The sequence below is a fragment of the Egicoccus sp. AB-alg2 genome, from assembly GCF_041821065.1.
GTDB lineage: Bacteria > Actinomycetota > Nitriliruptoria > Nitriliruptorales > Nitriliruptoraceae > Egicoccus.
This window is the reverse complement of sequence record NZ_JBGUAX010000005.1, coordinates 164,905-189,231: the sequence shown is the minus strand read 5'-3', so window position 1 is coordinate 189,231 and position 24,327 is coordinate 164,905. Positions and strand designations below refer to the sequence as shown.

Genomic DNA, 24,327 nt, shown 5'->3' with positions numbered 1-24,327 from the left:
TTCGCCCCGGCAGACACGGCAGGTCCGTGGTTCCGGCCGCCGCACCCCGCACCGCGTTCACCTCGGCAGCTGGCAGCGCTGCCCGGTCGCGCATCGGCGCAACGGTCGCGGCTGACCGCCGCGGGGCGGCACGCAGGCGCGACCGATGCGCCCTCCCGCGACGGCTGCGTGGGACACCGGCGTGCCGCGGGCTTCTTGCGGTGACCGGTCGGGTCCGACAGCCTTGCGCCCATGGCCGCCACCTTCCGTGTCGCGAGGAACCCCGAAGACGGGTCGAAGCTGCCGTACCTGCTGTGGGTGCCGGTCCCCGGTGACGCGTTGATCCTGAAAGCTCGCGAGCCGTGGCCCCAGACCGCCAAGGTCTACTGCCACCGGGCGACGTGGCCCTCGGACAGTGAGGTCGACCTCGTCGAGGAGATCGCGGTCCGGGTCTGCAGCTGGCGCGGCCGGTCCGTCGACCTCGTGCTCGACCGCCATCGCAACAACCGCTCGCAGTTCGTGTTCACCCGCCTCAAGGGCGGACGCGAGGCGATCTTCTGGCAGACCTCCCGCACGGTCGGCGGCGTTCGCCCCGGCCTTCGCGTCCCCACGCGCCGGGCCTCCGGCATCGAGACGCTGACCGTGCTCAAGGACAGCCGTGAGCGCTACGGCTACCGCTTCGCGGACCAGCAGGCGGTGGTCGACGTGCAGCCGCTGCCGGCCGGCGACTACGCCGTCGCGGTCGACGGGACGGTCGTGGCCGCGGTCGAGCGCAAGTCCGTGGACGACTTCGCGACCAGCGCCATCGACGCGTCGCTGTCGTTCGCGATGGCCGAACTGGCGTCCCTGCCGCACGCGGCGGTGGTGGTCGAGGGACGCTACGGCGACCTGTTCGCCCGTGAGCACGTGCAGCCGGGCTTCCTCGCCGACCTCGTCGCGCAGTTGCAGGTGCGCTACCCGACCGTGCCGATCGTCTTCGCCGGCAGCCGCAAGTTCGCCGAGGAGTGGACCTTCCGCTTCCTCGGCGCCGCCCGCGCCGAACACGGCGGGCGCTGAGACGGTCGTGCGTCCGCGCAATGGTCGCGGTTGACCCCTCCGGACCGGCACCCATACGCGACCGTTGCCGGCTACCGCGACAGGGCGCCGGCCGGCTACCTCGGCTCCCGGGTGCTGCCTGGTCGCGTCTGCCCGCAACGGTCGCGGTTGACCGCTCCGGGGCGGCAGCCAGGTGCGACCGTTGCGCCCTACCGCGACCGGGCGCCGACGGCCGAGGCATGGGAGGGACCGCGACGGGCGCGCCGACGGCCGGCGCGCGGGGTCAGGCCATGCCGGCGGGGGCGCGGTCGTCGGCCGGCTCGGCTGAGGTGCGACGCTCGTCGCGGCGGGCGCGGTGGCGGCCCCACAGCACCAGCAACGCCGGCTGGACCAGCAGGCACGCCAGCACGGCGAACGCGATCATCATCGTGCTGACCGCGCCGAACTGGCTGATCGGCGTCGACTCGAACAGCATCAGCACGGCGAAGGCGAGGCCGGTGGTGACCGCGGAGCCGACCAGCGCGGCGCCGGTGTTGCGCAGCGAGTCGGCCACCGCGTCGTCGGGGGACAGGCCGTGCTCGCGGGCCTCACGGAACCGGTTGATGAGGTGGATGCCGTACGGCACGCCGATGCCGACCGCGATCGAGGCCACCGTCGCCGTCAGGGCGTTGAACGCCAGCCCCAGCGGGTACATCACGCCCAGCACCAGCACCAGCGCGATCGTGGACGGCACGATGCCGATCAGGCCGAGCACGACGCTGCGAGAGCTCAGCAGCGTGGCCGTCACCAGCAGCACCGCCGCGGCGACGAGGCTGATGAGGATGGCCAGCAGCTGGGCGGCCGACAGCGACGAGATGATCTCCGCCTGCACGAGCGGGTCGCTGACCACGGTGACCTCGCCGCCGGCCGCCTCGACGGGGTCGGCGGCGTCGTGCAGGGTCACCGCGAGCGCCTCGGCCCGCTCGGACCCGCCCGCGGTCGACACCGTCAGCACCAGGCCGTCGTCGTCGAGGAAGCGGGCCAGCTCGTCGCCCTCGTACGCCGCGACGACGTCGAGCTGGTCGCGCAACGCCGTCCCGTCCGGCACGGCCGCATCGGCGTCGTCGGGCTCCTGCCAGCCGGCCGCCTCCAGGGCCTCGAGGAGCTCGAGCTGTCGCCGCTCGTCCTCGTCGAGCCGGTCCAGCGGGTAGCCGGCGTCGCGCAGGACGGCGAGGGTCAGCTCGGAATCGTCCAGCGCGGCCAGGGACCGCAGCGCCGCGTCGTCGAGTACCTCGGGGCGGTCGTCGGCGATGTCCTGCGCCAGGGCCTCGCGCACCTGCGCGCGCAGGTCGTCCTGGTCGGCGGTGGCGGCCAGCGCGACGGTCGGGTCGCGTCCCTCGGGCAGCCGGGGGCGCAGCGCGTCGAGCAGTTCCCGCGGCACGTCGACCGACCCGTCGGCCTGCTCCTCGACCAGTTCCGGGTCGATCGTGTCGGGCAGGTCGATGCGTTCGGCGGCCGCCTGGGGGTCGAGCCAGTCGTCGAGTTCGCCCGCGATGCGCTCGCGGACGCCGCTCGCCTGCTCGCCGAGCCGGTCGACGAGGCGGAAGGGCGAGACGACTTCGGCGCGTTCGCCGACGCGGCGGACGTCCTCGATGCCGGCGAGGTCGTCCTCGTAGGCCGCGACGGCGGTGAGCAGGGCCGGGTCCCGCGGGTCGCCGTCGACCAGGACGTAGGTGCGCTCGCCGACGTCGCCGCCGAACTGGGCGTCGAGCCGGTCCAGCACCGCGATGACCGGGTCACCCTCCGGCAGGAAGTCGCGGTCGTCGAACTCCGTCGACAAACCGGTTGCGGCCACACCACCCACCAACAGCAGGAACGCGGTCACACCGAGCACGGGCACGACGTGGCGGGTCGCCAGCGCCGTCGCGACCTGCACCCAGCGTGGGTCGCCGCCGGTGACGCGCTCGGCGGCCTTGCCGGTGTGCGCGGCGGCACCGTGGGCGTCGCGCCGGCGGTCCAGCAGCACGCGCGTGGCGGGCACGGCGGCACCGAGGATCAGGAACGCCGACACGATGCCGACGGCCGCCAGGACCCCGAAGTCACGGATCGGCGGCAGAGGCGTGGCGACGTTGGCGAGGAAGCCCGCCACCGAGGCGATCGTCGCCAGCACCAGCGCCACGCCGACGGTGCGCAGCGCGGTGCGGGCCGCGGTGTCCGGCACGTCGCCGAGGGCGCGCTGTTCGCGGTACCTCGACGTCAGGTGCACCGAGTAGTCGATGCCCAGGCCGACCAACAGGACCGGCACGGCGATCGCGATCTGGCTCATCGGCCCGATCAGGCCCAGCCCGTCCGGGCCGAGCACCGCCCCGAAGCCGGCCATCCACACGATCGAGGCGATCAGCCCGAAGAACCCGACGACGACGTCGGAGACGGAGCGGAACAGCCACGCGAGCACGCCCAGCACCAGCAGCAGCGAGGTGCCCAGCAGGACCGGCATGTCCCGGTTCAGTGCCCGCTCGATGCCGTCCTCGATGGCGGTCATCGACAGGATCGAGATGCGCAGGTCGCCGGTGTCGGTCTCCGCCGCCACGGACTCGATGGCGCGCGAGGCGTCGGCGCGCACGGCCGACGGCGCGGCGCTGTCCAACTCGATCTGGACGAGGCCGCTGCGGGCGCGGGCCGGTTCGGTCTCCAGGTCGTCGGACAGCAACGGCTCGACCTGCTCGCCGGCCCGGTCGACGACGCCGTCCACGAGGATCTGCAGAGTCGTGTCGTCGAGGTCCTCGAGGTCGGACTCGGCGGCGTCGAGCCCGGCCAGGAACGGGTAGCCGTAGGTGATCACGGCCGGCTGGTCGGGCCGGGACGGGACCAGCGCCGCCGCGATCGTGGGGTCCGCGGCGAGGGTGTCCTCCAGCCGCTGGGCCGCCTGCAGGCCCGTCCGACCCAGGACGTTGCCCTGTGCGCCGGCGTCGACCAGCAGTTGCACGGAACTGACGGTGCCGAAGCGTTGCTCGATCGACTCCAGGGTCGCGGCGGCGCCGCCCTCGGGCGCGAACGACTCCACGCCCGTGTCGACCTCGAGGGAACTGGCCGCGGCGCCCAGCACGACGGTCGCCACCAGCAGCCCGGCGAGCGTGAGGGCGGGGACCCGGATGGCGACGCGGGCCAGCAGATCGAGGAGGCGGCTCACCTGGCACCCGCGTCGGACGTGTCGGGCAGGACCGGGCTGTGCAGGACGCCGGACAACAGCAGCTCCATGGTGCGCGGGTCCACGTCGATGCCGACGTGGCGCAGCAGTTGTGCGCCGAGGACGGCGGCCAGCACGGCGCGTTCGAGGCCCGTGCGGTCGTGGCAGGGGACGGTCGGTTCGTCGGCCTCGTCGAGGACGTCGCCGACGAACCCGAGCGACCTGTCCGCCATCTCGTCGAGCAGCGCGGCCACGTCGCCGTGGTCGTGGCGCAGCCGGGCCAGCTCGACCAGCAGCAGCACCTCGACCGGTGGCGGCTGCTCCACCAGCCACCTCGCCGCCTCGCCGATCCGGTCCTCCTCGGACGCGGCGAGGATGCCCGGCAGCACGCCCGTGAACTCGCGCATGCGGTCGCGCATGAGCTCGAGCAGCAACTCGGCCTTGTCCGAGAAGTTCGAGTAGAACGCGCCGCGCGTGTAGCCGGCTCGCTCGGTGATCAGGTCGATCGACGCGCCCTCGAAGCCGTGGGCGGCGAACACCTCGGCCGCCGCCTCGACGAGCCGGGCCCGCGTCTCGGCCTGCTGCTCGGCGCGCGTGCGGCGCCGCCGCGGCGGGGTCATGCCGGCACCTCCGTCGTCGCGGCCGGGTCGGCCTGTCGGCGTCGCCACCACCAGCTGGCCGCGCCGACCGCCAGCAGTCCGCCCGCCAGTGCAGCCCACACGGCCGGCGACACCGGCCGCTGGCCGGCGTGGGCCAGCACGTAGGAGATCGCGTCGGCGTCGTCGCCGGTCAGCCGCTCGGCCCGGGCTCGGCCCTCCCGCAGCACCGCGTCGGTGGCGGCGCTGCGCTGCCCGGCGCGGTCGGCCGTGTCGACGATCTCGCGCACGGCCTCGGGCAGCTCGGCGGCCCCGTCGGCGAACGCGGCGATGCCGTCGGCCAGCTGGCTCGCGCCACCCGCCAGCTCGCCCGCGCCCGCCGCGGCGCCGGCGGCACCGTCGGCCAGTTGCGAACCGGCGTCGCCGAGTTCCTGCGAACCGGCGGCGAAGGCGGCCAGCCCGTCGGCGAGCCCGGCACTGCCGGCCGCCAGCTGCTCCGCGCCGGTCGCGACCTCGCCGACGCCGCCGGCGACGGCCCCGGCCCCGTCGGCCAGCTCCTGGGTGCCGTCGGCCGCGGCGTCGATCCCGCCGGCGAGCTCACGGTTGCCGGCCGCCAGCTGCTCGGCGCCCTCGGCCACCGCCGCCGCCCCGTCGGCCAGCTGCTGGAACCCGGCCGCGGCCTCGTCGACGAAGGCGACGACGTCACCCGCCGCCGCGCGGGCCTGTTCGAACGCGTCCAGGGCCTCCGGCGGCAGCTCCTCGGTGACCTCGGGCGGCAGCGGCCGGTCCAACGCCTCGCTGATGCCGGCGGCCACCGCGTCGCGGATCTCGCCTGCGGTGGCGGCCAGCTCGGCGGTGCCGGCGGCCAGTTCGCGGGCGCCCGCCGCCAGGTCGTCGCCGCCGTCGGCCAGCGCCCCGGCCCCGTCGGCGGCCGTGCCGAGCTGGTCGGCCAGCTCCTGGCTGCCGGCCGCGACCGCCTGCGCGCCCTGGGCCAGCTGCGGCAGCCCGGCGGCCAGCTGCGCCGCCCCGTCGGCCAGCTCGGCGCCACCGCCGGCCAGCTCCCGGCTGCCCGCACCCAGCTCCTGCAGCCCCGCGCCGAGCGCGCCCGCGCCCGCCGCGAGCTCATCCAGCCCGCCGGCCAGCTCGCCGGCACCGTCGGCCAGCTCGGCGCTGCCGTCGGCCAGTTCACCCGCGCCGTCGGCCAGCTGTTCGGCGCCGTCGCCGGTGAGGCTGGACAGTGCGCCCAGCACGGCTGCGCTGTCGCGGTCGAGCAGGTCGTCGCTGAGGTCCACCTCGGCGTCCTCGGACAGCGGCACGGCCTCGACGCGCACGTCGGGCGTGCCGCGTCCGGGACGGGCCTCGACCTGCAGGCCGACCGCGGTCGCCGTCAGCGGTGGAAACAGCAGGTCGGTGTGGGAGACCTCGACACCCGCGTCCGAGGCCCGCATCGCCACGCCGGTGCCGGCGGGGGCGGCCACCTTCCAGGACGCCGGATAGGCCACCGTGATCGTCACCAGTTGCGGTACGCCGAGCCGCACGTCGCGGTCCTCGCGCCCCTGCGGGCCGTCCACCGGCACGGTCACCGTGGTCGCCGTGGTGTCGCGGACGCTGACGGTGGTGGTGACCGGTCCGTCCTGGTCGGCGAGCTCGGTGGCCTCCAGCGACGCGCCCGTCTGCGCGTGATGCAGGACGGCCGTGGCGACCGGGAGGTCCACGTCGCCCGCGGCCGGTGCGCAGGGCTGCCCGTCGACCACCAGCCGTCGATCGGCGTCCAGCACCTCGCCGTCGTCGGCGAGGTGCACCGTCACCAGCGCGGCGGCCGGCCGTGCGCCGGCGTCCTCACAGGCGGCGGCGAGCGTGGTGGCCGAGCCGACGCTGGCGCCCGCCACCACGGTCACGGCCAGCGCGGACGTCCAGGCACGTCGACGGCGGGCGCGGCGGGCGCGGGCACGCCCGCGGCGGGTCTCGGACAGCGGCATCGGTCGCCTTGGCGTGGGGGACACGATTCGAATACGTCAATGTATCCGGATTCGTCGGTGCCTTCGGACGGGGGCGATCGTCACCGTTGACCGGGCACGCGGTGCGCGGAAGATCGGAGCCATGGCCGGCGGATCCGGCCGCCGGTCAGCGAGCGAGAAAGGCCGGTCGATGCCCAAGTACCTGCTCAAGGCCCGCTATACCCCCCAGGGCATGAAGGGCGTGCTCAGCGAGGGCGGGACGGGTCGCCGCGAGACGATCGCGAAGATGATCGCCGACGTCGGTGGCTCGCTCGAGGCCTTCTACTTCGCGCTCGGCGAGGACGACGTCATCCTCATCGCCGACGTGCCTGACAACGTCACCACCGCCTCCATCGGCATGCTCGTCAGCGCGAGTGGTTCCGTGACCAGCCGTACCACGGTGCTGCTGACGCCCGAGGAGATCGACCAGGCGGCGCAACTGCAGGTCGACTACCGGCCACCGGGCGGCTGAGCCGCGACCGGTGGCAACCGGCCCGAGTGCTCGGCCGGCCGCAGCACGAGACGGTCACCGGCGTCCCGCACGCGCGTGCCGAACACCGCGCACGCGCGGCGGAGCCGGTCGTCGATCCAGGCGCGGTCCTCGCCGGTCGCGACACGGGTGGCGGCGAAGTCCAGGCGCAGCGGCACGGCGTCCACCTCGCGGACGCCGTGCGCGTCCACGGTCACCCGCCAGAGCAGGCCGAGGTCGTTGCGCAGTGACGGGTGCGTGACGTAGTCGTCCAGGAAGTCGCCGAGGTCGTACAGCAGCGCCCGCGAGGGGTCCTCGCACAACCGCGCGCCGTGGAAGACGTGGGCGGAGTGGCCGGCGACCACGGTGGCGCCGGCGTCGGCCAGCACGTCCGCCGCGCGCTGGACGTAGCCCAGCGGTTCGCGGGTGAGGTTCGGTCCCCAGTGGGGCGTGACGACGACCACGTCGGCCGCCGCCGCGGTGATCGCCTGGCGCAACCACGCGGGGACCCCACGCTGGAGTTCGGCGTGGGCCACGCCGCCACGCGCGGGTCCGGCCGCGAAGGAAGCCGGGTGGTCGGTCACGCCGAACACGGCCACGCGCACGCCCTCGACCTCCAGGCGCGCGGGCGCGCGTGCGGCCTCGACGTCGGCGCCGGCACCGGTCGTCGCGATGCCGGCGCCGTGCAGCCGGTCGAGCGTCTCGGTCAGCGCCTCGTGGCCGTAGTCCAGGGCGTGGTTGTTGGCGAGCGTGACGGCGTCCACGCCCAGCCAGCGCAGCGTCTCCACGGCGGCCGGGGGTGCACGGAAGAAGAACGCCTTGTTCGGGTCGGGCCACGGCTGGCCGGCCTCGGCGATGCAGCACTCGAGGTTGAGCACCCGCAGGTCCGCGTCCTGCAGCCGGTCACGGACGCCGCGGTCGACGAGCCGGTGCGGGCCGTCCACCAGCAACCGCTCGCCGACCCCGCGCCCGAGCATGGTGTCGCCGAGCAGCGCGAGGGTCACCGTCCCGGCAGGCGTGCTCGCCGTCATGGCGCCGGCGGGCCGTGCCCGACGCCGGGCGGTCGTGGGCGCGCCCCGCCCTCGACCCGCCCTGGGCGATCCGGCATCGGGTCAGGCCTTCTCGATGGGGATCGTGGTGGCCTCCGACTCCGGCACGTGCACACGGATCTCCAGGATCCCGTGGCGGTACCGCGCGCTCACGTCCGACTCGGACACCGAGGCGGGCAACGGCAGGTCGCGGGTGAAGTGGCCGTAACGCAGCTCGCGGCGCACGTAGCCCTTGGACTCGGTCTCCGCCTCCTCGCGGCGCTGGGCGTCGATGTGCAGGCGGTGGTCGGTCACGCTGATCTGGACGTCCTTCTCCGGGTCCACGCCGGGCAGTTCCGCCTTGATGACGAGGTCGTCGCCTTCGCGGAACTCGTCCACCCGCAGGTAGTCGCCCAGGACCATGCTCGGCTCCGGGAACATCGGGGACCGCAGCCGGTCGGTCATCCGCTGTGGCAGCAGCTGGGTCCACTCGTCGAAGAGCGTGTCGAGTCGGTCGAAGATGTCGCGGCTCTCCGCCGACTTGGGGTCACGGCGTACCAGGCCAGCCATGGCGTACCTCCAACGTTGTCGCACCGGCGGCAGGGGGACCGGGCGATGGTCGCAGCGGCCGATCCGAGCCGGCAGAGCCCATCGTCCCGCGATGCGAGGCGGTGGCGACCCGCCGCTCACCTCGCGCGTTCGTCACCGCCGATCACCCTCAGCACCCATCCCTGGGCGTCGACACGGCCACGCTGGCGGCCGGCCCACACGACCGCGAGTTCGTCCGGGGTCCACCGGTACACGGCGTGCTGGCCGTGACGGTCCGCCACGTCCAGCAGCAGAGGCGTGTCGGCGTCCAGGACGGCGAAGCTCGGCTCCTGCCACGTGCCGTCGGGGGAGCGGCCCACCGCCGGGACCGACCGTAGTCCGGCCGCGGCCAACTCGGCCGCCAGCGCCTGGTTGCGCATCCGGTTGCGTTCGGCCGGCAGCACCTCGGAGCGCGGGTTGCAGGCGGTGACGACGTGCACGTGTCCGACGCCGGCCGGGAAGCGACCGCGGGTCGTGCCCCGGGGCGCGCCGGTCAGCTCGAGCCGGCGCCCGTCGAGGTCGATCTCCACGACCGCGTCGAGGTAGGCGCGCCGCAGCCCGTCCACGTCGTCGGCCATGCCGTCGGCCACGTCGTCGGCCACGTCGTCGGCCATGGGCCATCCGTTCGGCATCGCGGGTGTGGCCGCCTAGCGTCGCGCTGTCGGCCGTTTCGTCGAACTGGAAGGATGCACCGCCATGGCCCTGACCTCGAACATGCTCGCCCTCGGTACGCCCGCGCCGGCGTTCGCGCTGCCGGAGGTCACCGACGGCACCACCGTCTCGCTCGACGACCTGGACGGCGAGGTCCTGGTCGTCGCGTTCCTCAGCCGGCACTGCCCCTACGTGAAGCACGTGCAGGACGAACTGGCCGCGCTGGCCCGCGACTACGTCGTCGACGGTCGCGCGTCGTTCGTCGGCATCTGCGCCAACGACGCCGACAACTACCCCGACGACGCGCCGGAGCGGCTGGCCGACCAGAAGCGTCAGGTCGGCTTCGTCTTCCCCTACCTGCACGACGCCGACCAGGAGGTCGCCAAGGCCTACCGCGCTGCGTGCACGCCGGACTTCTTCGTGTTCGACCGCGATCGCCGGCTGGCGTACCGCGGGCGGATGGACGAGAGCCGTCCCGGCGGCGAGACCCCGACCGGCAAGGACCTGCGCGCGGCGATCGACGCCCTGCTCGCCGGGGAGCGGCCGGGCGAGGACCAGGCCCCGTCGATGGGCTGCGGCATCAAGTGGCGCCCCGGCAACGAGCCCGCCTGATGCGGGTGCTGTTCGTCGCCGCGCTCGAGGAGGAGACTAGGGCGCTCGCGGCGCACGTGCCGGTGCACCACCTCGGCGTCGGCAAGGTGCAGGCCGCGGCGTCGTTGGCCGCCGGTCTCGCCGCCGATCCGGCCGACCTGGTGGTCAATGTCGGTACCGCCGGCGGCCTGCACGGTCAGCCGCTGGGCACGGTCGTCGAGGTGGCGCGGGTCCATCAGCACGACTTCGACCACGCCGGCGTGAGCCGGTTCGTCGGCCGGCCACTGCGGGGCGGCCCTCTCGAGCTCGGCGGCCCACACGGGGCAGCGGGCCGGCTGGCGACCGGTGACCGGCTCGTCGCGTCACCGAAGCAGCGCGCGCGCCTTGCCGAGCACGCCGACGTGGTGGACATGGAGGGCTACGCGGTGGCCGCGGTCGCCCGGGCCTTCGGGCGCGAGGTGTGGCTGACGAAGGTGGTCAGCGACGGCGCCGACGCCGAGCTGTTCGGCACGTGGCACGACGGCCTGCGTGCGTGTGGTGAGCGCCTCGCCGACTGGGCCGAGGGACGCGGCCTGCTGGCGTGATCCCCGCCGCCGAGCGATGAGTCCGGGGGGGCCGGCGGCGTCCACCTCCCGCCCCCCCGAGCGCCGGCTCGGCCGGAGACGAAGGAGACGCCGATGAAAATGCTGCTGGAAGTGGTCGTGGTCCCGGTCGCGGACGTCGACCGCGCCAAGGCGTTCTACGCCGACCGGCTGGGGTTCGTGGTCGACCACGACACCACGGTCGGCGACGGTGCCCGGGTGGTCCAGCTGACGCCGCCCGGCTCGGGCTGCTCGATCGTCATCGGCGAGGGTGTGGTGCCGCCGATGCCACCGGGCTCGCTCAAGGGCCTCCAGCTGGTGGTCGCCGACGTCCGGGCCGCCCGTGAGCAGCTGCTCGCCGCCGGCGTCGAGGTCAGCGACGTCGTGGTGATGGGCGAGAGCCCGTCCGCGACGCCCGACCCGCTCGACAACGTCGGGTTCGTGTTCTTCGAGGACCCCGACGGCAACGGCTGGGCGATCCAGCAGATCTCCGCCCGCGGCTGACACACGCGGAGGTCCACCGTGGCGGTCACCACGCCGGCCCGGGCGGCGGCACGACCAGCGGACCGAAGCGCACGGTGTCGGGGTGGGCGGACTGCCGCGCCGTGAGCGCGGCGGCCAGCGCGTCCCGCTGGTCCTGGTTGCGTGGCCGGTCGCCGAACAGCACACCGCCGTCACCGACCGCGTACAGCGAGGCGATGCCGGCGCCGGTCCAGGCCGGTCGCGTCCGCTGTTCCCGCGGGCCGAGCCAGCGCGTCCACGACGCGGTCGGGAAGCATTCGACCACCTCGAGGTCCGCCTCGCGCAGGCCGTGCCACAGTTGCAGACCGTGCTCGACCCATTCGTAGTAGCCGTCGGTCCGGGCGGCCGCGGTGGCGGCGTCGGGGGTGAAGCGGATGGCACACACGCGCGCGGCGAGGAAGGCCACCTCGTCGGGTCGCGCCGGCACCCCGTCGGGGGCCCAGGCCGCCGGGGCGTCCACGGCCACCCGGACCGGCAGCGCCTCGAGCGTGCGGCCGACCGCCGTCTCCACGGCGTCGGGGCCGTCGGCGTGCGACAGTTGGACCCGGCCGTCGCCGCGCACCGCCGCGAGGTGGAACCCCTTGCGGCGGCCGCCGACGTCGATCCCGACCCACGTGCTGCGCGCGTCCATGACGTCATCCTGCCCGCTGGACGCGGGTAGCGTCGGGACTCGGCCCGATTTCGACTCGAGGAGTCCTGGTGGAGTACCGCACGCTCGGGCGCAGTGGCTGCGCCGTCTCGCATCTCGCGCTCGGCACGATGACGTTCGGTCAGGAGACCGACGAGGCCGGCGCCCACGAGCAACTCGACCGCTACGCCGATGCCGGCGGCAACCTGATCGACACCGCCGACGTGTACGCCGGCACCGTGTCGGAGGAGATCGTGGGCCGCTGGCTCGCCGACCGTCCGGCCCGGGTCCGCGACGCGATGGTCGTCGCCACGAAGGGCCGCTTCCCGACCGGCGGCGACGTCAACGATCACGGCCTGTCGGCGCGCCACCTCGGCCGGGCACTCGACGCCTCGCTGCGACGCCTCGGGATCGACACCATCGACCTGTACCAGGTCCACAGCTGGGACCCGGTGACGCCGCTGGAGGAGACCTTCCGCTTCCTGGACGACGCGGTGCGGGCCGGCAAGATCCGCTACGTGGGGCTTTCCAACTACACCGGCTGGCAGTTGCAGCGGACGGTGGACCTCACCGACTTCCGTGGCTGGGCGGTCCCGATCACCCTGCAGCCGCAGTACAACCTGCTCGTGCGGGAGATCGAGTGGGAGATCGTGCCGGCCTGCGAGGCCAACGGGCTCGGGCTGCTGCCGTGGTCGCCGCTGGGCGGTGGCTGGTTGACCGGCAAGTACCACCGCGACGAGGCGCCGGCCGGCGCGACCCGCCTGGGCGAGGACCCCGAGCGCGGCGTCGAGGCCTACAGCCGCCGCAGCCCGCTGGAACGCACCTGGGACGTGATCGACGCCGTGCGGGCGATCGCCAAGGACCGCGACGTCAGCATGGCGCAGGTCGCCCTGGCGTGGGTCGCACAGCGCCCCATGGTCAGCTCCGTGATCCTGGGAGCGCGCACGACCGAGCAGTTGTCGGACAACCTCGCCGCCGCCGACCTGCGCCTGACCGCCGACGAGATGACGGCGCTGGACCTGGTCAGCGACCCGGCGCCGGCAGACTGGCCCTACGGGGGTCCGGGCGTCGACCAGCGCAGCCGCCGCGTCGATGCTGGCCGCAGCTGACGGAGGCGTGCGGTGGAAGCGGTGCGGTTCGTCGACGGGCGGCGGGTCGACCAGGGACCGCTCGAGGTCCAGCGCACACGCGTCGCCGCCGACGGCGGGTTCCTGTGGGTCGACGTCGCCGACCCCGGCCACGCCGACCTGGCCCACCTGACCGAGCGGACCGGGCTGTCGGCGGCGGCGCTGGCCGTCGCCGCCCAGGACCACGTCCGCCCGCGCCTCGAGCGCCACGGGGACGACCTGGTCGTGGTCCTCAAGACCGCCGTCTACGTCGATCCCGAGGAGGTGATCGAGGTCGGCCAGCTCGCGCTGGTGCTCGGGCACGACGTGGCCGTCACGCTGCGCCGCGGGCCGCAACCGGAACCGCGGCCACGGGCGAACGGCGACGAGCTGGACGAGGCACTGTTGCGGTTGGGACCGGTCGGGCTGTTGGCAGTCGTCGCCGGCCGGGTGGTGCGCAGCTACGCGGTGGTGCTCGACGGGCTCGACAACGACGTCGAGGAGATCGAGACCCAGGTCTTCTCCGGCGGCCGGACGAGCAGCGCCGAGCGCATCTATCGCCTCAAGAGCGAGGTGCAGCTCTTCCGGTGGGCCGTCGCGGCCCTGCCCGACGAATTCGAGGAGCTGCTCGACGAGTTCGGCGATCTGCTCGACCGCGGCGGCGACGAGGGCGCGCCCGGGGCCCCGACCGACGTGCTGGCGCGTCTGCGCGGCATCCGGCTGGAGGCGACGCGGGTCGGCGAGCACGTCACCGGCCTCGACGAACTGCTCAACAGCGCCCTCAACGCCCACCTGGCGCAGATCGGGATCCGGCAGAACGAGGACATGCGCCGGATCTCCGCGTGGGTCGCCATCGTGGCGGTCCCGACCGCCATCGCGGGCATCTACGGCATGAACTTCCAGCACATGCCCGAGCTGGGTTGGCGCTACGGCTACTTCGTCGTGCTCGGGACCATGGCGCTGATCTGCGTCGTGCTCTACCGGCTCTTCAAGCGCAGCGGCTGGCTGTGACCTCGCGTGCGTCCGGGCCTTGTGTTCCCGCGGCCGGCTTGCCATGCTCGGGCGCGTCGAGGAGTCAGGCATGTCGGAGGTCGTCTACACGTCGCGGGTCTCGATCGTGCGCGAGCGCGGTCCGATCCGCTCCGCGCAGGTGCCGGGGCGTACGCAGCCGGTCACGTTCGGCGTCCATGGCGAGATCGCCGCGCACTACGGGGTCGATCCCGCCGAGATGCCGGCCGACGCGACCACCATCGACTACCTGGTGGCCGCTGCCGGTGGCTGACTGACCGGCACGTTCGGGGGTGCCCTCGAGGCACGTGGCATCCCCGCCGGAGGCGGTCGTCTCCGATCCGAGGTCCGTGGCGAGGTGGAGTTGGACGGTGGCGTGCTCGTGTTGCGGCGGGTGCACGCGGCCTACACCCTGACGGTCGACGCCGACGCCGACCGCGACAAGATCGAGCGGGTGCACGGCTTCCACGCCGACAAGTGCCCCGTGGCACGGTCGATCCGCGACGCGATCGCGATCAGCACCTCCTACGAGTTGGTGGCGGCGCCCCCCGACCACGACTGATGGGCCGACCTTGCAGTTCGCCGACCGCACCGACGCCGGACGGCGCCTGGCCGACCTGCTCGCCACGCGCGACCTGCAGGACCCGGTCGTGCTGGCCCTGCCGCGCGGGGGCGTGCCGGTGGCCGCGCCCGTCGCCGACCGCCTGGGTGCCCCGCTGGACGTCCTGGTGGTCCGCAAGCTCGGCGCGCCCCGACAGCCGGAGCTGGCCATCGGCGCGATCGCGGAGGGCGCGGTGCGCGTCCTCGACCCGACCATGGTCGACCGTCTCGGGCTCGACGAGGGGGCGCTGGACGCCATCGAGGCCACCGAACGGCGGGAACTGCAACGCCGGGTCCACCGCTACCGCGGCGACCGGCCGCTCCTCGACCTGCACGGCCGTACCGCGGTGATCGTCGACGACGGGCTGGCGACCGGCGCGACCGCCGTGGCCGCCTGCCGCACCGCCCGTGGGGCGGGCCCGCTGGGCGTGGTCCTGGCCGTGCCCGTCGCGGCCGAGGGCGGGGTGGAGCACCTGCGCGCCGAGGCCGACGCCGTCGTGTGCCCCGTCGTGCCCATGGCGTTCCGGGCGGTCGGGCAGTGGTACGCCGACTTCACCCAGACCGGGGACGAGGAGGTCCTGGCCCTGCTCGCCGCTCAGGCCGTGCGGAATCCCGACAGCGGCGCATCGAGGTAGCGCGCCAGCGCCCGGGCCCCGTCGTGCATGGCCCGGTCGTGGCTCCACTCCAGCGCGCGGTGCGCGACGGGGGCGAGCACGTTCATCCACCGCCGCGTGGTGGACACCTGCCAGCGGAAGCGGACCTCGGTGCCGTCGTCGGTCGGCAGCATGCGCCACAGGCCGTGCCCCTCGAGATCGCCGCGTGCCTCCCACTCGATCAACTCGGGTCGTTCCGTGCGCACGGTCGTCATCGACCACGTCAGCGTGAACGGCAACACGGAACGGATCGAGCCGCGGTGCACCGCCCCGACACCGTCCTGGTCGCCGTCGACGAGCCGCTCGACGTCGCCGACCCGCGGCCAGCCCGCGAGGAACTCGCGCGGGTCGATCATGGTGGCGAACACCGACTCGGCAGGTGCGCCGAGGTGGAAGACGGTCCGCCGGTCGTACCAGGCCATCCTCGTCTCCTTCGCGCCCCGCGATCAGCCGCCGTCGAGCTGGCGGACGAGCGTCTTCGGGGCCACCAGCCGGTAGGCCTCGTCCAGCACGTCGGCCACCTCGTCCCAGTCCGGGTCGACGTCGAGCCGCAGGCCGACCCACCCCCGGTGGCCGACGTAGGGCGGCCGGAAGAACCGGTCGGGTTCGGCGCGGATCACGTCCTCCTGCACCCCCGGCGGCGCCGGGTAGACCAGTGCGAGCCGGCCGTCGCCGTGGTGGTCGTCGGTCAGGTACGCCAACGTGCGCTTGCCGCGGACGAAGAAGGTGACGGCACCGTGGCTGAGCCGCTCGCTCACCTCGGGGAAACGCTCGCACCGTTCCCGCAGCCGGCGGGTCGCCTCGGCGACGTCCTCGGGCGAGTAGGGCAGCTCGCGTGGTGGTTCGTCCATGGCGCGAGTATGACCGCTGACCGGCCCGGACCCGCGTACCTTCCCGCCCGATCGAGGAGGGGCCGTGCCGTCACCGGGATTCGAGGTGTTGCCACCCGCCGCCGCGCCGCGGCCCCTGGTCGTCCACGTCCCGCACGCGGGCACGCACGTGCCACCGGACGTGCGTGCCGGTCTGCTGCTCGACGACGCCGGGCTCGCCGAGGAGCTGCGGCGCCTGACCGACCACCGCACCGACGTGCTGGCGGCCGGCACGGCCGCGCTCGGCGCGACCCGCTTCGTCAACCGCTGCTCGCGCCTGGTCGTCGACCCGGAGCGCTTCCTCGACCCGGCCCGCGAGGAGATGGAGACGGTGGGCATGGGGGCCGTCTACACGGCCACCAGCGACCGGCGGCTGCTGCGCCGGTCCGACCCGCGCGAGCGTGAGCAGCTGCTCGACGTCTACTTCCGGCCCTACCACGCCGCGCTGACGGCGCTGGTCGAGGAGCGGCTGCGGACCTGCGGCGTCTGCGTGCTCCTCGACGTCCACTCCTACCCGAGTCGCGCCCTGCCCTACGAGCTCCACGGCGAGGCACCCCGACCACCGCTGTGCATCGGCACCCACCCGGTGCACACCCCGCCGGCCGTGCGCGAGACCGTCGCTCGGCTCGCCCGCGACGCCGGATTGGCCAGCGCCCTCGACGTGCCGTTCGCGGGCACGTTCGTGCCCGGCGACCACCTCGGCGACCGGCGGGTGGTGTCGGTGATGCTCGAGATCCGTCGCGACACCTACCTCGACGAGGACTCGGCGACCCCGCACGCCGGTGAGGCCGCGCTCACGGCGCTGGTCACCGCGGTCGCGGACGCACTGCTGGAACTGGTGGCTCCCGCCGCCGCCTGATGCCCGGGCAGCGTGGGGGAGCGGCCGTGCACACGCCGGTGAGCCGGCCGGTTCGGCGTGCGCTCGGGGACCAGTGGACGGCATGTTCGGGCGACGTGCGCGCAGATGGGGCCCCTTCCCCACGCAATACCAATCAAAACCTAGCGTTCCCACAGGACTCCACGTAGAAACACAGGAGAACTCCGTGACGAGCCGGGGAGCGCGCGCACGTGTACGCCGAGGAACGCCGACAGGTCATCGTCGACCGTGCACGCCGCGACGGGCGCGTCGAGGTGGCACGACTCGCCGCGGACTTCGCGGTCACGACCGAGACCGTGCGGCGTGACCTGACCGAACTGGAGGCGGCCGGCCTGCTGCGGCGCGTGCACGGCGGTGCCATCCCCGTCGAGCGCCTGCGTCACGAGGCCGCGGTCGTCGAGCGCGCCGCCCGGATGGCGGCCGAGAAGGCCCGGATCGCCAAGGCCGCCCTCGCTCACGTCCCGCACGACGCCACGCTGTTGCTCGACGCCGGCACGACCACCCAGGCGCTGGCCGCGGCGCTGCCCGACGACCGCGACCTGACCGTGGTGACCAACTCGCTGCCGATCGCGACGGAACTCGCCCCCCGCCCTCGCATCCGCCTGCACCTGCTGGGCGGGCGGGTCCGCGAGCGCACCCTCGCCACGGTCGACGACTGGACGCTGCGCACGCTGCGCGACCTGACCCCCGACGTGGCGTTCGTCGCCACCAACGGGCTCAGCGTGGCCGGCGGCCTGACGACACCTGACCCTTCCGAGGCCGGCGTCAAGCGCGCCATGGTGGAGGCCGGACGGCGGGTCGTGCTGCTCGCCGACCACAGCAAACTGGAGCAGGACCACTTCGTCCGGTTCGCCGACGTCGCCGACGTCGACGTGCTGATCACGGACGCGCAGGCGGACCCGGCGCACTGCGAGGCGCTCGAGGCCGCCGGCCTGGAGGTGGTGCGCGCATGATCGTCACCCTGACGCCGAACCCGTCGTTGGATCGGACGCTCGAGGTCACCGAACTGCGCCGCGGCGCGGTCCTGCGCGCCACCCGCGTGCTGGTCCAGCCCGGCGGCAAGGGCATCAACGTCGCCCGGGCGCTGCAGGCCAACGGGGTGCGCACGCGCGCCGTCGTGCCGCTCGGCGGTCACGAGGGCGACCAGCTGCTCGACACCCTGCGTGCCCAGGGTCTGGACGTCGTCGCCGTCACGACGGCCGGTGCCGTGCGGACCAACGTCAGTGTGGTGGAACCCGACGGGGTCGTGACGAAGATCAACGCGCCCGGCCATCCGCTCGGCCGCGACGAGGTGGCCGCACTCACCAAGGCCACCGTCGCCGCCATCGAAGGCGCCGACTGGGTCGCCGGCTGCGGCTCGCTGCCGCCCGGCACCGCGGACGGCTTCTACGCCGAGCTGACCCGCAGTGCCCACCACGCCGGCGCCCGGGTGGCGATCGACACCAGCGGTCCGGCTCTGCGCGCGGCGCTGGCGGCCGGTCCCGACCTGATCAAGCCCAACGCCGAGGAACTGGCGCAGGTGACCGGCCGTGCCGTGGAGACCCTCGGCGACGCGGTGCAGGCCGCCGACGAGCTACGCGAGCTGGGCGCCGGCACCGTCGTGGTGTCGTTCGGTGCCGACGGTGCCGTGCTCGTCGATGCGGCCGGCACGTGGCACGCGACCACCCCGCCGATCACGCCCCGCAGCGCGGTCGGCGCCGGCGACGCCCTCGTCGCCGGCCTGCTCGCGAGCCCGCGGCTGGACGCCGACGCGCTGCGGCGCGGCGTCGCCTTCGGCACCGCCGCCGCCCTGCTGCCGGGCACGCAGCTGCCCGGCCCCGACGACCTCGACCTGGCGAGCGTGGCCCTCCACGCCGTCGACCCCGACCGACGACTGCGCGAACCCGGAGGACCACGGTGACCACGACCATCGCCGACCTGATCGACACCCAGCTGGTGACCACCGACCTGGCCGCCACCGACCGCGACGGCGCGATCGCGGAACTGACCGCGCTGCTCGCCGCCGACGGGCGGGTGACCGACCCCGACACCTACGTCAAGGCCGTGCTGGCCCGCGAGGAGGAGACCGGCGGGACCGGCATGGAGTCCGGGATCGCGATCCCGCACGCCAAGAGCCCGGCCGTGACCCGCGCCGCCGTCGCCTTCGGCCGCAGCGGGTCGGGCCTCGACTTCGGGGCCGAGGACGGCACCCCGGCCGACCTCGTGTTCCTGATCGCCGCGCCGGAGGGCGCGGACGACCTGCACGTGCGGGTGCTCTCGCGCCTGGCACGTCGACTCATCCACTCGGCGTTCCGGACGGCCCTTCGGGAGGCGGACTCGTCCGCAGCCGTCGTCGACGTCATCCACCGGGAGGTAGAGCTGTGAAGCTCGTCGCCGTCACGAGTTGCCCGACGGGTATCGCCCACAGCGAGATGGCCGCGGAGGCCATCGAGGTGGCGGCCCGCGAACAAGGACACGAGATCCACGTCGAGGTACAGGGCGCCGCCGGTGGCCCGCCCGTCGACCCGGCGTACGTCCGTGGCGCGGACGCGGTCATCTTCGCCGTGGACGCCACGGTGAAGGACCGTGACCGCTTCGCCCACCTGCCGGCGGTCGAGGTCCGCACCCGTGAGGCCATCGACCGGCCGGGTCAGACCGTCGAGCGCGCCGTCGCCGCGGCCGAGCGCGCCCCGGCCCGCGTCGGCGCCGGCCCCGGCGCGACCCCGGCGGGGGAGACCGCCGGCGGCGACCACGACGTGTTCGCCAGCGTGACCGGCCGCGGCACCAGCAAGGCGGAGGAGGTGCGGCGCTGGCTGATGACCGGCGTCAGCTACATGATCCCCTTCGTGGTCGGCGGCGGCATCCTCATCGCGCTGTCGTTCGCGATCGCCGACGCGGTCGCCATCACCGAACCGGACATGCAGCTGTTCGTCGTGGGCGAGGGCGTGCAGACCGCAGGCGACCTCGGCGTCGACACGATCACCTGGCTCGGGATCCTGTTGCTGACCATCGGCGGGATCGCGTTCAGCATGCTGGTGCCGATCCTGGCCGGCTTCATCGCGTTCGCGATGGCCGACCGCCCCGGCATCGCCCCCGGCGTCGTCGGTGGCCTGATCGCGGTCCAGGTGGAGGCCGGCTTCCTCGGCGGGCTGGTCGCCGGGCTGCTCGCCGGCGGGATCGTCATGGCGCTCAAGAAGATCCCGGTGAAGGGAACCATCAAGCGCATGATGCCGATCCTCGTCTACCCGATCGTCGGCATCCTGGCGGTCGGTGTGCTGATGTTCCTCGTCGTCGGCGAGCCGGTGGCCGCGATCAACGCCGCGCTGACCTCGTGGCTGCAGGGGATGTCGGGCGCCAACCAGATCGTGCTCGGACTGATCCTGGGTCTGATGATGGCCTTCGACATGGGCGGGCCGGTCAACAAGGTCGCGTACGCGTTCGGGATCCTGTCGCTGGAGGCCGGCAACTACCAGGTGATGGCCGCGGTCATGGCGGCCGGGATGACCCCGCCGCTGGGACTCGCGCTGGCCACCGTGCTGCGCCGGAAGCTGTTCACCGAGGAGGAGCGCGAGGCCGGCGAGGCGGCCTGGGTGATGGGCGCGTCGTTCATCACGGAGGGCGCGATCCCGTTCGCGGCCGCCGACCCGCTGCGCGTCATCCCGGCCCTGATGGCGGGCTCGGCGGTGACGGCCTCCCTGTCGTTCGCCTTCAACGCCACGCTCCAGGCGCCGCACGGCGGGATCTGGGTGATCGGGGTCATCGGCAACTGGGCGCTGTACCTGCTGGCCATCGCGATCGGCACGGTCGTGACCGCGGTGCTCGTCGTCCTGCTGAAGTCGCTGGGCCGCCGCACCGCCGAGGAGACCACCGACGCCGCGGCCCCGGCCGCCGTCGCCAGCTGAGAAGGAGATCCGATGCCGAAGCGCACCGTCACCCTGCCCAACCCCAGTGGCTTGCACGCCCGCCCCGCGAAGGTGTTCGCGAAGGCGGCCGCGGCGGCGCCCGGCGAGGTCACCCTCGCCAAGGGCGACCGTGAGGTCAACGCCAGCTCCGTGCTGTCCGTGCTGACCCTCGACTGCCACCAGGGCGACACGATCACGGTGGGCGTCGAGGGCGAGGACGCCGAGGCGACACTCGACGAGCTCGTGGCACTGATCGAGTCCGGACTCGGCGAAGGGACGGCCGCGTGAGCACGCTGACCGGGCGGGCGGCGGCCCCTGGGGTCGCCCTCGCCCCCACCTTCAGGATCGAGCCGCCGGCCGCGGCCGCGCCGGTGCCATCGACCCGCACCGGGCCGGTCGACGACGAGGTCGCCCGCCTGGACGCCGCACTGGCCACCGCCCGGGCCCAACTCGAGGAGCTCGCCGAGCGCGTGGCCGCGGCCGTCGGCGAGGAGGAGGGCGAGATCTTCGAGGCCCACGCGGAGTTCGCCGCCGACCCCGAGCTGCGCAGCCAGGCCGTCCAGGAGATCACGGCCGGCGCCTCCGCCGAACGCGGCGCGATCACCGCCTTCGACCGGTTCCGGGAACTGCTGCGCGGCTCGTCCAGCGAACTGCTGGCCGCACGCGCCACCGACCTCGACGACGTGCGCGACCGGGTCGTCGCCCTGCTCCAGGGCCGCGACGTGGCCGTGCCGGTGCCACCGACGCGCTCGGTCGTCGTCGCCGAGGAGCTGACCCCGTCGCAGACCGCCAGCCTGCCGCGTGAACTGATCGCCGCCCTGGTGACGGAGACCGGTTCGCCGACCAGCCACGCCGCCATCCTCGCCCGCTCGCTGGGCATCCCGGCCGTCGTGGCCGTGGACGGACTGCTGGCCGCCGTCGCCGACGGCGACGAGCTCGCCGTGGACGGGCGCACCGGCGAGGTGGTCGTGCGGCCCGACCCCGACCACCGCGCCGCGGTCACGAAACGCCTGGCGGAGGAGGACCAGCGGCGCACCGAGCTGGCCGCCCTCCGTGACGAGCCGGGCCGCACCGCCGACGGTCGCCACGTCGAGGTGGCCGCCAACATCGGCAGCGCCGACGACCTCCCCGTCGCGGTCGAGGCGGGCGCACAGGGCTCGGGGCTGGTCCGCACGGAGTTCCTGTTCCAGGACCGTCGCACGGCACCGTCGGTCGCCGACCAGGTCGGCTTCTACACCCAGGTGCTGCGGGCCTTCCCGGGCCACCGGGTCGTGTTCCGGACCATGGACGTCGGCGCGGACAAGCCGCTGCCGTTCGTCCACCGCGAACCGGAGGAGAACCCGGCGCTCGGCCTGCGCGGCATCCGGCTCCACCTCAGCCGCGCCGAGCTGCTGCACGACCAGCTGCGGGCCCTACTGCGGGCGAAGGCGCAACTGGCCGACGGCTCCGCCGGCCGGCTCGCCGTCATGTTCCCGCTCGTGTCGGTGGTCGACGAGCTGCGCCGCGCGCGGGCGGCCCTCGAGCAGGTCGCCGCGGAGGAGGACGTCGACCTCGCCGACGTCGAGGTGGGGGTCATGGTGGAGGTGCCCTCGGCCGCGCTGGGCGCCGACCGGCTCGCCGCCCACGCCGACTTCCTGTCGATCGGCACGAACGACCTGTTGCAGTACCTGTTCGCCGCCGACCGGCTGCAGGCCGGCGTGGCCCACCTCGCCGACGTCTGCCATCCCGACGTGCTCGCACTCATCGGTCGCGTGGTCGCGGCCGGCCACGCCCAGGGCGCGTGGGTCGGGGTCTGCGGCGAAGCGGCCAGCGACCCGACCGTGGCCGCGGCGCTGGTCGGGCTCGGGGTCGACGAGCTGTCCATGACCCGGGTGGCCATTCCTGAGGTCAAGGACCGGCTGCGCCGGCTCACGACCCAGCAGTGCGCGGACGCGGTCGCCGGAGCGCTCGACGAGGCCGAGGACGGCGCCGGCGTCCGCGCCTACCTCGAGGCCGCCCTCACCGAGGCCTGACCGAGGCCGCGGTCGGGAGATCCGTGCGTCGAGTGCGAGCGACTCTTGGACCTCGCATCGAGGAACGGTCCGAGGGCCGCGGGGTGAAGCCTGAAGGCTTCGCAGCACGTCGGTAGGGCGGCGCTGACGTACGCTGCTCTGCCCGTATCGAGGTTGCGACCCAGGTGAACGGCATAGGCGTCCAGCTCGGGCTGGTCGCGTTCCTCATCGTCCTCAACGCCGCGTTCGCTGGCTCCGAGATCGCGTTGATCTCGTTGCGCGAAGGCCAGCTGGCGCGTCTCGAGCAGCGCTCGGCCGCCGGACGGGTGCTCGCGCAGTTGGCGAGGGAGCCGAACCGGTTCCTGTCCACGATCCAGATCGGGATCACGCTGGCAGGCTTCCTGGCGTCGGCGACCGCGGCGGTGGCGCTGGCCGAACCGCTGGTCGAGCCGCTGTCGTTCCTGGGACGCGCCGCCCGTCCGGCGGCCATCTTCTCGATCACACTCGCGCTGACGTTCGTGACGCTGGTGTTCGGTGAGCTGGCCCCGAAGCGGTTGGCGATGCAGCGGGCCGAGGCGTGGGGGCTGCTGGCGGCCCGGCCGCTGGTGGTGATCTCCAAGATCGTCGCACCGGCGATCTGGCTGCTGTCGCATGCCACCGACCTCACGGTCCGGCTGTTCCGCGGCGATCCTGATGTCGACCGGCAGGCGGTGACCAGCGAAGAGATCCGCGATCTCATCGCGACGCAGGAGACCTACACCGCAGAGCAGCGGCAGATCATCGACGGCGCCCTGGAGGTCGCCGACCGCACCTTGCGCCAGGTCCTGGTACCGCGCGCACGGGTGGTCGCGCTGCCCGCGGACACCACGGTGGAGGAGGCATTGCAGCGGCTGGCGGCGGCCGGCCACAGCCGAGCGCCGGTGTTCACCGAGGACCTCGACGACGCGGACCGGACGGTTTCGGTGCTGGGGATGGTCGGCCGGTCCGGGACCGTCCAGGACCATGCCCGGCCGGCCACTGCGCTGCCGGAGTCGCTCAACGCGGTCGTCGCGCTGGGCGAGATGCAGTCCGCGCGGCAGCAGCTGGCGCTGGTCGTGTCCGAACACGGTGGGGTCGAGGGGATCATCACCGTGGAAGACCTGGTCGAGGAGCTGGTGGGCGAGATCTACGACGAGCACGACCGGGACGTGCTGAGCGTGGTCCACGAACCGGACGGAGCTGTGGTCGTGCCGGGGAGCTTCCCCGTCCACGACCTGGAGGATCTCGGCATCGAAGTGGAGGCCGAGGACGCCACGACGGTGGGTGGCCTGATCGTCGAACAGCTCGGTCGCATCCCGGTGGCGGGCGACGAGGTGGAGCTGGACGGTGACCGCTTCGAGGTCCTCTCCGTGCGGCGACGCATCGCCGAACGGGTCCGAATCCAGGAGCAGCCGAACGAGCCGCCCCCGAGCTGACCGCTGCGGCTGCATGGGCCCTCGGTCGGAAGCCTCGATGAGCGGTCTCCAGCCAGT

27 protein-coding genes are annotated in these 24,327 nt (G+C 74.0%); 18 read left to right on the top strand and 9 right to left on the bottom strand.

The features are described 5' to 3' along the window. Positions 1–231 precede the first annotated feature (231 nt). Positions 232–1,035 (top strand): ERCC4 domain-containing protein, encoded by an 804-nt coding sequence (locus ACERM0_RS10785; RefSeq protein ID WP_373678597.1) that lies wholly within the window; start codon positions 232–234, stop codon positions 1,033–1,035. 262 nt (positions 1,036–1,297) lie between these two features. Here ACERM0_RS10785 and ACERM0_RS10780 read toward each other — a convergent pair whose 3' ends face one another. From ACERM0_RS10780 to ACERM0_RS10770, 3 genes are read right to left on the bottom strand one after another with little or no spacing between them, the layout of a single operon-like run. Then, positions 1,298–4,183 (bottom strand): RND family transporter, encoded by a 2,886-nt coding sequence (locus ACERM0_RS10780; RefSeq protein ID WP_373678596.1) that lies wholly within the window; start codon positions 4,181–4,183, stop codon positions 1,298–1,300. Then, entirely contained in the window at positions 4,180–4,800 is a 621-nt protein-coding gene (locus ACERM0_RS10775; RefSeq protein WP_373678595.1) for a TetR/AcrR family transcriptional regulator, read from the bottom strand. The genes ACERM0_RS10780 and ACERM0_RS10775 overlap by 4 nt, the downstream gene beginning before the upstream one ends. Then, positions 4,797–6,755: a hypothetical protein gene (locus tag ACERM0_RS10770; RefSeq protein ID WP_373678594.1), complete on the bottom strand. Its 1,959-nt coding sequence runs from the start codon at positions 6,753–6,755 to the stop codon at positions 4,797–4,799. Before ACERM0_RS10770 ends, ACERM0_RS10775 begins: the two co-directional genes overlap by 4 nt. Before the next feature lie 169 nt (positions 6,756–6,924). Here ACERM0_RS10770 and ACERM0_RS10765 point away from each other — a divergent pair, with 169 nt between their 5' ends. Beyond that, the gene (locus tag ACERM0_RS10765; protein WP_373678593.1) at positions 6,925–7,245 is read left to right on the top strand and encodes a GYD domain-containing protein; all 321 of its coding nucleotides are present in this window, start codon (positions 6,925–6,927) and stop codon (positions 7,243–7,245) included. Here the strand turns inward: ACERM0_RS10765 and ACERM0_RS10760 are convergent. The 3 genes from ACERM0_RS10760 to ACERM0_RS10750 all read right to left on the bottom strand — a co-directional run bounded on the left by ACERM0_RS10760 (position 7,224) and on the right by ACERM0_RS10750 (position 9,472). Beyond that, positions 7,224–8,273 carry a CapA family protein gene (locus ACERM0_RS10760; protein WP_373678592.1) on the bottom strand — a complete coding sequence of 350 codons (1,050 nt, stop codon included), beginning with the start codon at positions 8,271–8,273 and terminating at the stop codon, positions 7,224–7,226. The genes ACERM0_RS10765 and ACERM0_RS10760 overlap by 22 nt on opposite strands. An 81-nt stretch (positions 8,274–8,354) precedes the next feature. After that, positions 8,355–8,840, bottom strand: a complete 486-nt coding sequence (locus tag ACERM0_RS10755) for an Hsp20/alpha crystallin family protein (protein WP_373678591.1) — start codon at positions 8,838–8,840, stop codon at positions 8,355–8,357. Between the two features lie 116 nt (positions 8,841–8,956). Continuing rightward, on the bottom strand, positions 8,957–9,472 hold the full coding sequence (locus ACERM0_RS10750) for a DUF3293 domain-containing protein (protein WP_373678590.1): 516 nt from the start codon (positions 9,470–9,472) through the stop codon (positions 8,957–8,959). A gap of 82 nt (positions 9,473–9,554) precedes the next feature. On the opposite strand from ACERM0_RS10750, the gene ACERM0_RS10745 reads away from it, so the two are divergent. The 3 genes from ACERM0_RS10745 (at position 9,555) to ACERM0_RS10735 (ending at position 11,185) form a co-directional block, all read left to right on the top strand. Continuing rightward, positions 9,555–10,121, top strand: coding sequence for a thioredoxin family protein (locus ACERM0_RS10745; protein WP_373678589.1), 567 nt, complete (start codon positions 9,555–9,557; stop codon positions 10,119–10,121). Further along, positions 10,121–10,684, top strand: coding sequence for a nucleosidase (locus ACERM0_RS10740; RefSeq protein WP_373678588.1), 564 nt, complete (start codon positions 10,121–10,123; stop codon positions 10,682–10,684). Before ACERM0_RS10745 ends, ACERM0_RS10740 begins: the two co-directional genes overlap by 1 nt. A 93-nt stretch (positions 10,685–10,777) precedes the next feature. Further along, positions 10,778–11,185: a VOC family protein gene (locus ACERM0_RS10735; RefSeq protein ID WP_373678587.1), complete on the top strand. Its 408-nt coding sequence runs from the start codon at positions 10,778–10,780 to the stop codon at positions 11,183–11,185. Between the two features lie 25 nt (positions 11,186–11,210). Here the strand turns inward: ACERM0_RS10735 and ACERM0_RS10730 are convergent, their stop codons facing one another. Further along, positions 11,211–11,834 (bottom strand): DUF429 domain-containing protein, encoded by a 624-nt coding sequence (locus ACERM0_RS10730; RefSeq protein WP_373678586.1) that lies wholly within the window; start codon positions 11,832–11,834, stop codon positions 11,211–11,213. A gap of 68 nt (positions 11,835–11,902) precedes the next feature. Between ACERM0_RS10730 and ACERM0_RS10725 the strand changes: the two genes are divergently transcribed. From ACERM0_RS10725 to ACERM0_RS10705, 5 genes are all read left to right on the top strand, one after another. After that, positions 11,903–12,940, top strand: a complete 1,038-nt coding sequence (locus tag ACERM0_RS10725) for an aldo/keto reductase (protein WP_373678585.1) — start codon at positions 11,903–11,905, stop codon at positions 12,938–12,940. A gap of 12 nt (positions 12,941–12,952) precedes the next feature. Beyond that, entirely contained in the window at positions 12,953–13,948 is a 996-nt protein-coding gene (locus ACERM0_RS10720) for a magnesium and cobalt transport protein CorA (protein ID WP_373678584.1), read from the top strand. Positions 13,949–14,018: 70 nt separating this feature from the next. Continuing rightward, positions 14,019–14,219: a hypothetical protein gene (locus tag ACERM0_RS10715; protein ID WP_373678583.1), complete on the top strand. Its 201-nt coding sequence runs from the start codon at positions 14,019–14,021 to the stop codon at positions 14,217–14,219. Continuing rightward, positions 14,220–14,507, top strand: coding sequence for an OsmC family protein (locus tag ACERM0_RS10710; protein WP_373678878.1), 288 nt, complete (start codon positions 14,220–14,222; stop codon positions 14,505–14,507). 10 nt (positions 14,508–14,517) lie between these two features. Continuing rightward, positions 14,518–15,180 carry a phosphoribosyltransferase gene (locus tag ACERM0_RS10705; protein ID WP_373678582.1) on the top strand — a complete coding sequence of 221 codons (663 nt, stop codon included), beginning with the start codon at positions 14,518–14,520 and terminating at the stop codon, positions 15,178–15,180. Here the strand turns inward: ACERM0_RS10705 and ACERM0_RS10700 are convergent. Together ACERM0_RS10700 and ACERM0_RS10695 are read right to left on the bottom strand one after the other, a co-directional pair. Beyond that, positions 15,141–15,620 carry an SRPBCC family protein gene (locus ACERM0_RS10700; protein WP_373678581.1) on the bottom strand — a complete coding sequence of 160 codons (480 nt, stop codon included), beginning with the start codon at positions 15,618–15,620 and terminating at the stop codon, positions 15,141–15,143. The genes ACERM0_RS10705 and ACERM0_RS10700 overlap by 40 nt on opposite strands. 24 nt (positions 15,621–15,644) lie before the next feature. After that, positions 15,645–16,049, bottom strand: a complete 405-nt coding sequence (locus ACERM0_RS10695; protein ID WP_373678580.1) for an MmcQ/YjbR family DNA-binding protein — start codon at positions 16,047–16,049, stop codon at positions 15,645–15,647. A gap of 64 nt (positions 16,050–16,113) precedes the next feature. Here ACERM0_RS10695 and ACERM0_RS10690 point away from each other — a divergent pair, with 64 nt between their 5' ends. The 8 genes from ACERM0_RS10690 to ACERM0_RS10655 all read left to right on the top strand — a co-directional run bounded on the left by ACERM0_RS10690 (position 16,114) and on the right by ACERM0_RS10655 (position 24,270). Beyond that, entirely contained in the window at positions 16,114–16,926 is an 813-nt protein-coding gene (locus ACERM0_RS10690; protein WP_373678579.1) for an N-formylglutamate amidohydrolase, read from the top strand. Positions 16,927–17,135: 209 nt separating this feature from the next. Continuing rightward, positions 17,136–17,897 (top strand): DeoR/GlpR family DNA-binding transcription regulator, encoded by a 762-nt coding sequence (locus tag ACERM0_RS10685; RefSeq protein ID WP_373678578.1) that lies wholly within the window; start codon positions 17,136–17,138, stop codon positions 17,895–17,897. After that, complete coding sequence (pfkB, locus tag ACERM0_RS10680) at positions 17,894–18,844, top strand: 1-phosphofructokinase (RefSeq protein WP_373678577.1); 951 nt, start codon at positions 17,894–17,896, stop codon at positions 18,842–18,844. The genes ACERM0_RS10685 and pfkB overlap by 4 nt, the downstream gene beginning before the upstream one ends. Continuing rightward, entirely contained in the window at positions 18,841–19,308 is a 468-nt protein-coding gene (locus ACERM0_RS10675) for a PTS sugar transporter subunit IIA (protein ID WP_373678576.1), read from the top strand. The genes pfkB and ACERM0_RS10675 overlap by 4 nt, the downstream gene beginning before the upstream one ends. Next, complete coding sequence (locus ACERM0_RS10670) at positions 19,305–20,825, top strand: PTS fructose transporter subunit IIC (RefSeq protein ID WP_373678575.1); 1,521 nt, start codon at positions 19,305–19,307, stop codon at positions 20,823–20,825. The genes ACERM0_RS10675 and ACERM0_RS10670 overlap by 4 nt, the downstream gene beginning before the upstream one ends. Positions 20,826–20,837: 12 nt before the next feature. Next, entirely contained in the window at positions 20,838–21,113 is a 276-nt protein-coding gene (locus tag ACERM0_RS10665) for an HPr family phosphocarrier protein (RefSeq protein ID WP_373678574.1), read from the top strand. Beyond that, on the top strand, positions 21,110–22,837 hold the full coding sequence (ptsP, locus tag ACERM0_RS10660) for a phosphoenolpyruvate--protein phosphotransferase (RefSeq protein WP_373678573.1): 1,728 nt from the start codon (positions 21,110–21,112) through the stop codon (positions 22,835–22,837). Before ACERM0_RS10665 ends, ptsP begins: the two co-directional genes overlap by 4 nt. A gap of 164 nt (positions 22,838–23,001) precedes the next feature. Beyond that, entirely contained in the window at positions 23,002–24,270 is a 1,269-nt protein-coding gene (locus tag ACERM0_RS10655; protein ID WP_373678572.1) for a hemolysin family protein, read from the top strand. The last annotated feature ends 57 nt before the right edge of the window (positions 24,271–24,327 follow it).

Excerpts from the sequence above, each read along its gene's own strand:
- ACERM0_RS10785 (WP_373678597.1), top strand. The coding sequence starts at position 232 with ATGGCCGCCACCTTCCGTGTCGCGAGGAACCCCGAAGACGGGTCGAAG.
- ACERM0_RS10775 (WP_373678595.1), bottom strand. The coding sequence starts at position 4,800 with ATGACCCCGCCGCGGCGGCGCCGCACGCGCGCCGAGCAGCAGGCCGAG.
- ACERM0_RS10770 (WP_373678594.1), bottom strand. The coding sequence starts at position 6,755 with ATGCCGCTGTCCGAGACCCGCCGCGGGCGTGCCCGCGCCCGCCGCGCC.
- ACERM0_RS10765 (WP_373678593.1), top strand. The coding sequence starts at position 6,925 with ATGCCCAAGTACCTGCTCAAGGCCCGCTATACCCCCCAGGGCATGAAG.
- ACERM0_RS10760 (WP_373678592.1), bottom strand. The coding sequence starts at position 8,273 with ATGACGGCGAGCACGCCTGCCGGGACGGTGACCCTCGCGCTGCTCGGC.
- ACERM0_RS10755 (WP_373678591.1), bottom strand. The coding sequence starts at position 8,840 with ATGGCTGGCCTGGTACGCCGTGACCCCAAGTCGGCGGAGAGCCGCGAC.
- ACERM0_RS10750 (WP_373678590.1), bottom strand. The coding sequence starts at position 9,472 with ATGGCCGACGACGTGGCCGACGACGTGGCCGACGGCATGGCCGACGAC.
- ACERM0_RS10745 (WP_373678589.1), top strand. The coding sequence starts at position 9,555 with ATGGCCCTGACCTCGAACATGCTCGCCCTCGGTACGCCCGCGCCGGCG.
- ACERM0_RS10740 (WP_373678588.1), top strand. The coding sequence starts at position 10,121 with ATGCGGGTGCTGTTCGTCGCCGCGCTCGAGGAGGAGACTAGGGCGCTC.
- ACERM0_RS10735 (WP_373678587.1), top strand. The coding sequence starts at position 10,778 with ATGAAAATGCTGCTGGAAGTGGTCGTGGTCCCGGTCGCGGACGTCGAC.
- ACERM0_RS10730 (WP_373678586.1), bottom strand. The coding sequence starts at position 11,834 with ATGGACGCGCGCAGCACGTGGGTCGGGATCGACGTCGGCGGCCGCCGC.
- ACERM0_RS10715 (WP_373678583.1), top strand. The coding sequence starts at position 14,019 with ATGTCGGAGGTCGTCTACACGTCGCGGGTCTCGATCGTGCGCGAGCGC.
- ACERM0_RS10700 (WP_373678581.1), bottom strand. The coding sequence starts at position 15,620 with ATGGCCTGGTACGACCGGCGGACCGTCTTCCACCTCGGCGCACCTGCC.
- ACERM0_RS10695 (WP_373678580.1), bottom strand. The coding sequence starts at position 16,049 with ATGGACGAACCACCACGCGAGCTGCCCTACTCGCCCGAGGACGTCGCC.
- pfkB (WP_373678577.1), top strand. The coding sequence starts at position 17,894 with ATGATCGTCACCCTGACGCCGAACCCGTCGTTGGATCGGACGCTCGAG.
- ACERM0_RS10665 (WP_373678574.1), top strand. The coding sequence starts at position 20,838 with ATGCCGAAGCGCACCGTCACCCTGCCCAACCCCAGTGGCTTGCACGCC.